This window comes from Brevibacterium samyangense, from assembly GCF_039529845.1.
GTDB classification, from domain to species: domain Bacteria; phylum Actinomycetota; class Actinomycetes; order Actinomycetales; family Brevibacteriaceae; genus Brevibacterium; species Brevibacterium samyangense.
In genome coordinates this window covers 45,121-52,920 of sequence record NZ_BAAANO010000005.1, presented here as the reverse complement: position 1 = coordinate 52,920, position 7,800 = coordinate 45,121, and the positions used below count along the sequence as shown (strand labels likewise).

The 7,800-nt window shown below is 71.2% G+C and carries 7 protein-coding genes; 2 read left to right on the top strand and 5 right to left on the bottom strand.

From position 1 onward, the window contains the following. Positions 1 to 40 precede the first annotated feature (40 nt). The 5 genes from ABD172_RS02545 to ABD172_RS02525 all read right to left on the bottom strand — a co-directional run bounded on the left by ABD172_RS02545 (position 41) and on the right by ABD172_RS02525 (position 3,830). Positions 41 to 541, bottom strand: coding sequence for a DUF456 domain-containing protein (locus ABD172_RS02545; RefSeq protein ID WP_344306659.1), 501 nt, complete (start codon positions 539 to 541; stop codon positions 41 to 43). Between the two features lie 128 nt (positions 542 to 669). Continuing rightward, complete coding sequence (locus ABD172_RS02540; RefSeq protein ID WP_344306657.1) at positions 670 to 1,929, bottom strand: MFS transporter; 1,260 nt, start codon at positions 1,927 to 1,929, stop codon at positions 670 to 672. A gap of 144 nt (positions 1,930 to 2,073) precedes the next feature. Continuing rightward, positions 2,074 to 2,994 carry a DUF3027 domain-containing protein gene (locus ABD172_RS02535; RefSeq protein ID WP_344306655.1) on the bottom strand — a complete coding sequence of 307 codons (921 nt, stop codon included), beginning with the start codon at positions 2,992 to 2,994 and terminating at the stop codon, positions 2,074 to 2,076. After that, on the bottom strand, positions 2,994 to 3,365 hold the full coding sequence (locus ABD172_RS02530; protein WP_344306653.1) for a cold-shock protein: 372 nt from the start codon (positions 3,363 to 3,365) through the stop codon (positions 2,994 to 2,996). Before ABD172_RS02530 ends, ABD172_RS02535 begins: the two co-directional genes overlap by 1 nt. Positions 3,366 to 3,572: 207 nt before the next feature. Next, entirely contained in the window at positions 3,573 to 3,830 is a 258-nt protein-coding gene (locus ABD172_RS02525) for a hypothetical protein (RefSeq protein ID WP_344306651.1), read from the bottom strand. Positions 3,831 to 3,915: 85 nt separating this feature from the next. Here ABD172_RS02525 and ABD172_RS02520 point away from each other — a divergent pair, with 85 nt between their 5' ends. After that, positions 3,916 to 6,033, top strand: a complete 2,118-nt coding sequence (locus ABD172_RS02520) for a helicase-associated domain-containing protein (protein WP_344306649.1) — start codon at positions 3,916 to 3,918, stop codon at positions 6,031 to 6,033. Further along, entirely contained in the window at positions 6,030 to 7,676 is a 1,647-nt protein-coding gene (locus ABD172_RS02515; protein ID WP_344306647.1) for a DNA repair helicase XPB, read from the top strand. Before ABD172_RS02520 ends, ABD172_RS02515 begins: the two co-directional genes overlap by 4 nt. The last annotated feature ends 124 nt before the right edge of the window (positions 7,677 to 7,800 follow it).

Genomic DNA, 7,800 nt, shown 5'->3' with positions numbered 1-7,800 from the left:
CGTCCTCGGCGTCGGGGGCCGTCGTACCGGGCGTTCCGGCTCAGACGTTGAGGTAGTGGATGCCGTTGGCCACGGCGAATGCGCCGGTCGCGAGCGCGGCGCAGGAGAACTCGACGACGATCCCGACGCCGGCGGCCTTGATCGCGGTCCAGCTCGAGTCCCACGCGGTCCGCGCCTCCCGCAGGCGCAGGTACTCGGCGAGGTAGAGGCCGCCGACGAACCCGAGCAGCAGGCCGACGACCGGTACGACGAAGAACCCGACGACCGCGAGCAGGCCACCGAGGAGCAGCGACCTGTTCGGGATGTCCCGTTCCTTGAGTTTCTTGCCGGTGAGGACCCACGAGGCGGACATCCCGATCGCGACGAGGACCGCGATGATGCCGAAGGTCACCCAACCGGTGGCCCCACCGATGAAGAACGCCCACACGAGCGCGGCGAGGCCGATGAGGATCGACCCGGGCAGGATCGGCACGACGATGCCCACACATCCGACGAGGATCGCGATCCCGGCGAGGACTGTGGCGATGATGTCAGCGGTCATACACGAATCCTCCCACACGGTCGGGTGCGCGGGCTGCGGGGTTTCCCCCACCACCGGCCCCGGAGCTTTCCGCCGCCGGCCCGCGGCCGACCCCGCTGGAAGACCCCCGGACGGTGGAGCCATCGGGTTCAGGGATGCCCGTCGTACACGAAGTGCAGGCGCAGGCGGGAGACCCGACGGATCCGCAGGTGCTTGCCGAACACCATCCACGTGAGCCCGATGAGGATACCGATGACCCCGGAAATCCCGCCGATCGCGAGCGCCGCCCGCGGACCCCACACGTCGACCGCCCAACCCGCGAAGGGGGCACCGAGGGGCGTACCGCCCATGATCGTCGCGGCGTGGATCGACATCACACGCCCGCGCACGTGGGCGGGGGTCGTCATCTGGATGTACGCGTTCGCCTGCGTCATCATCGACACGCTCGAGAACCCGATGAGGACGAGTGCTGCCGCGAACACGTAGTAGTTCGGCATCGCAGCGGCGAGGAAACACGCGGCACCGAATCCGCCGGCCGCGATGAACACACCCCGGAGCCGAGGCGCCGCCCGCTTCGCCGACAGCAGGGCTCCCGAGAGCGAACCGATCGCGAGCACCGAGGACAGGAGACCGAACCCGCTCGCGTCCCGGTCGAACTCCATGCGGGCCATCGTCGCGGTGTAGATGTTGAAGTTGAAGCCGAGCGTCGCGATGACGAAGAGGATCGAGAACACGACGAGGAGGTCGGGTCGGGTCCGCAGATAGGAGAACCCGCCGACGAGCCCGCGCACTCCCTGCTTGCGGCGGGGGCCGCGGATGAGCCTGCCGGTGTCCATGAGGAGCATCGCGACGATGACGCCGAAGAAACCGATGCCGCTGATGAGGAACACCGGCCCGGCGCCGAGCACGACGGTGAGGACACCGGCGACCGCAGGGCCGACGAGCCGCGCGGAGTTGAAGGAGGCGGAGTTGAGCGCCACGGCATTGGGCAGGAGCTTCTCACCGACGAGTTCGGAGACGAACGCCTGCCGGTTGGGTGCGTCCCAGGTCGCGACGACGCCGAAGAACGCGGCGGTCGCGTACACGTGCCACAGTTCGAGGACCCCGCAGACCTGGAGCACGAAGAGGAGGATTCCCGTCGCGCCCATGAGCGCCTTCGTGATCATGAGCTGCTTCCGCTTGTCGAAGCGGTCGGCGAGCGCCCCGGAGAACGGGAACAGCAGCAGTTGCGGCAGCATCTGCAGGCCCATCGTGATGCCGAGGGCCGTCGCATCGTTGTCGGTGAGCTGGGTGAGGACGATCCAGTCCTGGGCGGTGCGCTGCATCCACTGCCCGGTGTTCGACACCATGGCTCCGTAGAACCAGTTGCGGTAATTGGGTTCGGAGAGGGAGCGGAAGGTGGAACTCATCGGGGGCTCACCCCGAGGAGCGCGGAGTGGGAATATCGGGTGCGGGCGTCGGACGGGGATCCGGGTTGTCGAGGGGATGGGGTGGTCACGTCGTGCTCGTCGCTCCTCCGTCGGTTCTCCCCCGCGTCGTGTGCACCGGGGACGTCAGTTCGTGCCCGTGCTCGCTCCGGAGACCTCGAGTTCTCCCCGGTAGTCGTCGACCACCGGGTCCGCGTTCCGCAGGGGTTCGCGGGGCACGTCGGTCTCCGAGTGGGCTCCGCAGCCGGCGTCGAGGGCGACGACCCGCCCGTCGAACGGCGACCAGGCGTTCGCGCACACCCCGAAGGCGGTGCGCAGGGAGCCGGCCATCGGCATGAGGAAACCGCAGGTCGAGCACTGGGCCTCGGCCTTGCGGGCGAACTCGCCCTCGGGCCCCGCCTCGGAGTTCCTCCACCGGGAGGCGGCGTCGCTGATGCCCTGCGGGGACAGGACCCGGGCGCGCCCCAGGCCGAGTTCGAAGTTCGGCACCCGGTCGACGTCGAGGTTCTCGCCGAGGGGCACCTGCTCGAATCCGGGCATGAGATCGGGGTCGTCCTCGACCCGCGGGAGCACATCGCGCGGCCCCAGATCGCCGGGTCGGATGCGTTCCTCCCACGGCACCCACACCGGGGCGACGAGGGCGTCGTCGCCCGGCAGCAGCGCGGTCTCGCAGACGGTGATCTTCTTCGAGCGCGGCGCCCGTGCGAGCACGGCGACCCAGTGCCAGCCGCGGTACGCCCGGTCGGTGCACGCGAAGGAGTGCGTCGCCAGACGCTGCCCCTCCATCACCGCACCGAGGTGCTCCCCGATGTGGGCCGGGTCCGCGACGTCCGCGATCGCCTGCCGCGCCTCGGCGACGGCCCCGAGCAGCAGGGCGTCCTGGGCGGGCTTCGCCGACCGTGCCGAGGCGCTCCTCCGGCGGGCCGGCGCCGCGGCCTCCGCGTCACCGGCCTCCACACGCCCGCGAGCTGTCGAACCGGCCCCGTCGGAGCGTACGGCAGCCACCGCACGGGCAGCAGCCGACCAGTTCGTAAACAGCTCGTTCATCAGACCTCCAGTTCGTCCGCCACAGCACGCAGGACTTCTGCGATCTTGCGGGAATGACCTTCATCAGGATAGCGGCCTGCGCGCAGACCGTTGGAGGTGTCGTCGAGGACACGGATGACGTCCTCGATCATGACGGCGACCTTTTCGGGGTCCTTGCGCCTGCGACGGGCGGGCGCCTCGAGCACCCGGGCCTTGAGAACCTGCTTGCCCTTCCGACCGTCGACGATGTCGAAGTCGAGCCGGGTGCCGGGGTGCACCTCGGCGCCGGTCGGCAGTGCGGACGTGTGGAGGAACACCTGTTCCCCCTCGTCCGTGGTGACGAAGCCGAAACCCTTCGTGGTGTCGAACCACTTCACGCGTCCGGTGGGCATGATCGTCCTTTCTGTTCCTCCGGGCAGGAGCTGCACGGAGCGGGGAGGGCGCGGTCCGGCGGGGGCCGGACCTGCGAGGGTGGGAAAAGGGTGCTACGGGTGCGGTGCGCCGGGGGAACTCGTCGCGGGCATCGGGCCCCGGGCCGGGTGCCGCGGCGGGTTCTCCGCCGCGGGCCACGGTGCGTCCGGGACACCCGGTCCGGTCGGCTAGAGCGTGGCGCGCCTGGTGAGGAACGACCGGACGAGTTCGACCGCCATCGCGAGGAACGCGAGCGGGATCCCGATCATTCCGATCCAGGTGAGTGCGATCGAGGGCTGCACTCCGGCGACGCCCTGGATACTCACGATCACGAGGGAGAGGAACCCGAGGACACCGAGCACGGCGGCTCCGGCGAGGAGGAACGTGCGCGGGGAGGTCCCCGTCCGTGCGGCGTCCTTCGACTCCCTGTCGGCGTCTGCTTCCATGCTCACCTCCCGGTTCCGATCCGAGCCCGCACTGCGCGGGCGACCACAGAAGTATACCGAACCGGTGCGGACTAGACTGGCGAGGATGCCGCAGCCCCTCACCTTCTCCGCCTGGCTCGCGTCCGCGCCGCAGCCCTGGTTCACCGCCCTGTGCGAGACCCGCCGGGACCTCATGCGCACGGACGCGCCCTCGCTGCGCGCGGTCGCCGCCGCAGCCGCCTCCCGGGCCGGGGTCGCACTCGTCCTCGAGGCCCTCGACACCCGCCTGTTGCAGATCGCCCATCGCGCGGCGGTGGCGGCCCGTACCGAACCCGTCGTCCCGGCGGGCGTGCTCGGCGCGACGACCGCGGACCTCACCCGCCTCGTCACCCTCGGGCTGCTGTGGCCGGCCTTCGCGGAGGACGCGCAGGACCCGACGGGCGCCTCGGCGTACCGGATCCACTCGGAGGCCGTGGGCCTCCTGCCGACCTCCGCCGCGGACCGACGCTCCGGGATCCCGTGGCTCGAATTCCCTCCCGAACGTCCCGCCGACCCCGCTCCTCTCACCGTCCCGGACGCCCTCGTGGGCAACGCCGAGGCGGCCGCGGCGAGCGCACTCGTCGGCGAGGTCCTCGCGGTGCCGGACACCTTCGCCGCCGAACCGGTGTCGCAGCTCGTGAGCGGCGGGATCGGCAAACGCGACGTCCAGCAGCTCGCCCGCACCCTCGGCACGGACACCGCGCACACCGTGTTCCTCCTCGAACTCGCCGGTGCCGCCGGTCTCCTCGGGGTGGGCGGACCGGACGTGGACCCGCAGTGGGGACCGACCTCCGAGTTCGACCGGATGCGGTCCGCCGGGCGCGCGGAGACCTACGTCGAGCTGCTGCGCACCTGGCTCCTGCGCGAGGTCGACACCGTGCATGTGCTCGCCGGACGCACCGACCGCGGCGACCGCCTCCACGCGCTCGCGACCCTCGTCTCCCCCACCCGGCACAACGCCTATGCGGGGTTCCCGTCGTCGAAACCGCAGCTCGCGTTCCTCACCTCAGAGGTCCTCGCGGCGCTCGCCGGACTCGCGGACGACCTGCCGGGCCGGGCGGTGCACGATGCCGTCCTCGTCGACGCCGTGCGCTGGGACCACCCCCTGCTCGCGGCCGCGGCCCCCGCCTCGATCGAGCAGATCGTCCGGGAGGCCGAGGCCTTCGGGCTCGTCTGCACACCGTTGGCCTCGCCCGACGCCCACGCGCTCACCCACATCGGTCTGCGCGTCGTCGGGGGCCTGCGGGAGGCGATGGCGGGGTCGCTCTCGCTCGTGCCCTGGGACGCCGAGCGGGTGACACTTCCGGAGGACCTCACATCCTTCGTCGACTCCCTCCTGCCCGCTCTGCAGACGACGGTGCTCGTCCAGTCCGACCTCACCGCGGTCGCCACCGGACCCCTCGACCCGCAGATCCACTCCGAGCTCACCCGGATCGCGGTCGTCGACACCCGCGGTCAGGGCACGGTGTACCGGTTCACCACCGACTCGATCGCCGAGGCGCTGCGGACCGGGATGAGTGCCCAGGAGGTCCTCGCGCTCGTCTCCCGCATCTCCTCGACCGGGGTTCCCCAGCCCCTCACCTTCCTCGTCGACGAGGCCGCCGCCCGCCTCCGCCGGGTGCAGGTCGCCCCGGCACGTGCGGTCGTCGTCGTCGACGATCCCGCGGATCTCGAGGCCCTCCTCGCGAATCCCGCGCTCGTTCCCGCCGGGCTCGTGAGGGTCAGCGCCACGGTGGCCGTCGCGAATGTACCGCAGGACCGGCTCGCGCACCTGCTCGAGGCGAGCGGGCAACCGACGCTCCGCCACGCGGCGAACGGTCCGGTGCCGCGAGCCCCCGTCCCGCAGCGTCCCGCCCCGGTGTCCCGACGCAGCACCCGGGTGGCCGACCGCAGTCTCCCCGCATTCATCCGGGCCCTGCGGTCCTCGGGGACCGAGGAACCGGCCGAGGCGCCCGCGAGTGTCCTCGACGTCCTCCGGGAGGCCGCCGAGGACCGGCATCCGGTGGACGTCGTCCTCGTCGCGACCGACGGGACCCGGCACCGGGCGCACCTCCTGCCGACGCACGTGTCGGCCGGTCGGGTCCGCGCGCGGCGGCTCACCCCCGGCCGGACCGGCACGGAGACGGAGGTCACGGTGGGAATATCCCGCATCGTCTCCGCCGTTCGGTCCCCGGAGGTGTCATGAGAGGTCCCCTGATCGTCCAGTCCGATCGCACGATCCTGCTCGAGTCCGCGCATCCGGACGCGGCCGAGGCGGCGATCGCCATCGCGCCCTTCGCCCAGTTGGCGCGCACTCCGGAACACGTGCACACGTACACCATCACGCCGCTCGGCCTGTGGAACGCCCGGGCGAGCGGGCACGACGCGGAGTCCGTCGTGGACACCCTGCTCGAGTACGCGAAGTACCCGGTGCCCCACGAACTCCTCCTCGACATCGTCGACATCATGGACCGGTTCGGGGTACTCACCCTCTCGCAGTCCCCGCTGTACGACCTCGTGCTCGAGAGTGCGGACCCCGATCTCCTCACCCGGTTGCTCGAACAGCCCGAACTCGTCGGCATGGTGGGAGCGCGGGTGGACGCCCGTACCGTCGTCGTCCACCCCTCCGAACGCGGGGAGCTCAAGCACCGCCTCCTCAAGCTCGGTCATCCGGTGGCGGACCACGCCGGTTACGTCGACGGCGAGGCCCATGCGATCGATCTCTCGGACGACACGCACTCCCGGGGCGCGCCGGCGAAGTGGCACCTGCGCGACTACCAGCAGCGCGCGGTGGACGCCTTCATGCAGGGAGAGTCCGGGGTCGTCGTCCTGCCCTGCGGCGCCGGGAAGACCGTCGTCGGTGCCGCGACGATGGCGGAGGTCGGGACGACGACGCTCATCCTCGTGACGAACTCGGTGTCCGCGAAGCAGTGGAAGGCCGAGCTCCTGCGCCGGACCTCCCTCTCGGAGGACGAGATCGGCGAGTACTCGGGGGCGGTCAAGGAGATCCGTCCCGTGACGATCGCGACATATCAGGTACTCACCACCCGGCGGAAGAACTCCTACCTCCACCTCGAACTCCTCGACGCGCGTGACTGGGGCCTCGTCATCTACGACGAGGTGCACCTGCTGCCGGCGCCCGTGTTCCGCCTCACCGCCTCGCTCCAGGCCCGGCGCCGCCTCGGTCTCACCGCGACGCTCGTCCGCGAGGACGGGCGGGAGGACGAGGTGTTCTCCCTCATCGGCCCCAAGCAGTTCGAGGTGCCGTGGAAGGAGATCGAGAAGGCCGGATACATCGCGACCGCGACGTGTCACGAGGTCCGGGTCCGCCTCGACACGAGTTCCCGGGTGGCGTACGTCCAGGCCGAGGGCGAGGACCGGTACCGGCTCGCGGCGACCTCGGACATGAAGGTGCCCGTCGTCGAATCCCTCGTCGCCGACCACCCGGACGCCCAGGTACTCGTCATCGGGCAGTACCTCGACCAGCTCGAGGAGCTCGGGGCCGCGCTCGGCGCTCCGGTGCTCACCGGTCAGACGCCGCTCGGCGAACGCGAACGGCTCTTCGCGGACTTCCGCGAGAAGCGGATCCGGGTCCTCGTCGTCTCCAAGGTCGCGAACTTCTCCGTCGACCTGCCCGAGGCGTCGGTCGCCGTCCAGGTGTCCGGTTCCTTCGGATCCCGGCAGGAGGAGGCCCAGCGGCTCGGGCGCATCCTGCGCCCCAAGGAGCATGCGGAGCCGGCGACCTTCTACACCGTCGTCGCCGCGGACACCGTCGACGAGCAGTTCGCGGCGCACCGCCGTCGGTTCCTCACCGAGCAGGGGTACAGCTACACGATCACGAACGCCTGAACGCGCGGGCGGTCCGGCCGCGCGGGTCGCTCAGGCCGCTTCGGCCCGGTCGCCCGGGAGCCGGGGCGCGAACGGTTCCGGCTCCCGGTCGGGGCGTTCGAGCCCGACCTCGCTCACGACCGGC

Bases quoted from the DNA above. Each gene is read 5' to 3' on its own strand.
- ABD172_RS02530 (WP_344306653.1), bottom strand. From the start codon at position 3,365: ATGCCCACCGGACGCGTGAAGTGGTTCGACACCACGAAGGGTTTCGGC.
- ABD172_RS02545 (WP_344306659.1), bottom strand. From the start codon at position 541: ATGACCGCTGACATCATCGCCACAGTCCTCGCCGGGATCGCGATCCTC.
- ABD172_RS02525 (WP_344306651.1), bottom strand. From the start codon at position 3,830: ATGGAAGCAGACGCCGACAGGGAGTCGAAGGACGCCGCACGGACGGGG.
- ABD172_RS02515 (WP_344306647.1), top strand. From the start codon at position 6,030: ATGAGAGGTCCCCTGATCGTCCAGTCCGATCGCACGATCCTGCTCGAG.
- ABD172_RS02540 (WP_344306657.1), bottom strand. From the start codon at position 1,929: ATGAGTTCCACCTTCCGCTCCCTCTCCGAACCCAATTACCGCAACTGG.
- ABD172_RS02520 (WP_344306649.1), top strand. From the start codon at position 3,916: ATGCCGCAGCCCCTCACCTTCTCCGCCTGGCTCGCGTCCGCGCCGCAG.
- ABD172_RS02535 (WP_344306655.1), bottom strand. From the start codon at position 2,994: ATGAACGAGCTGTTTACGAACTGGTCGGCTGCTGCCCGTGCGGTGGCT.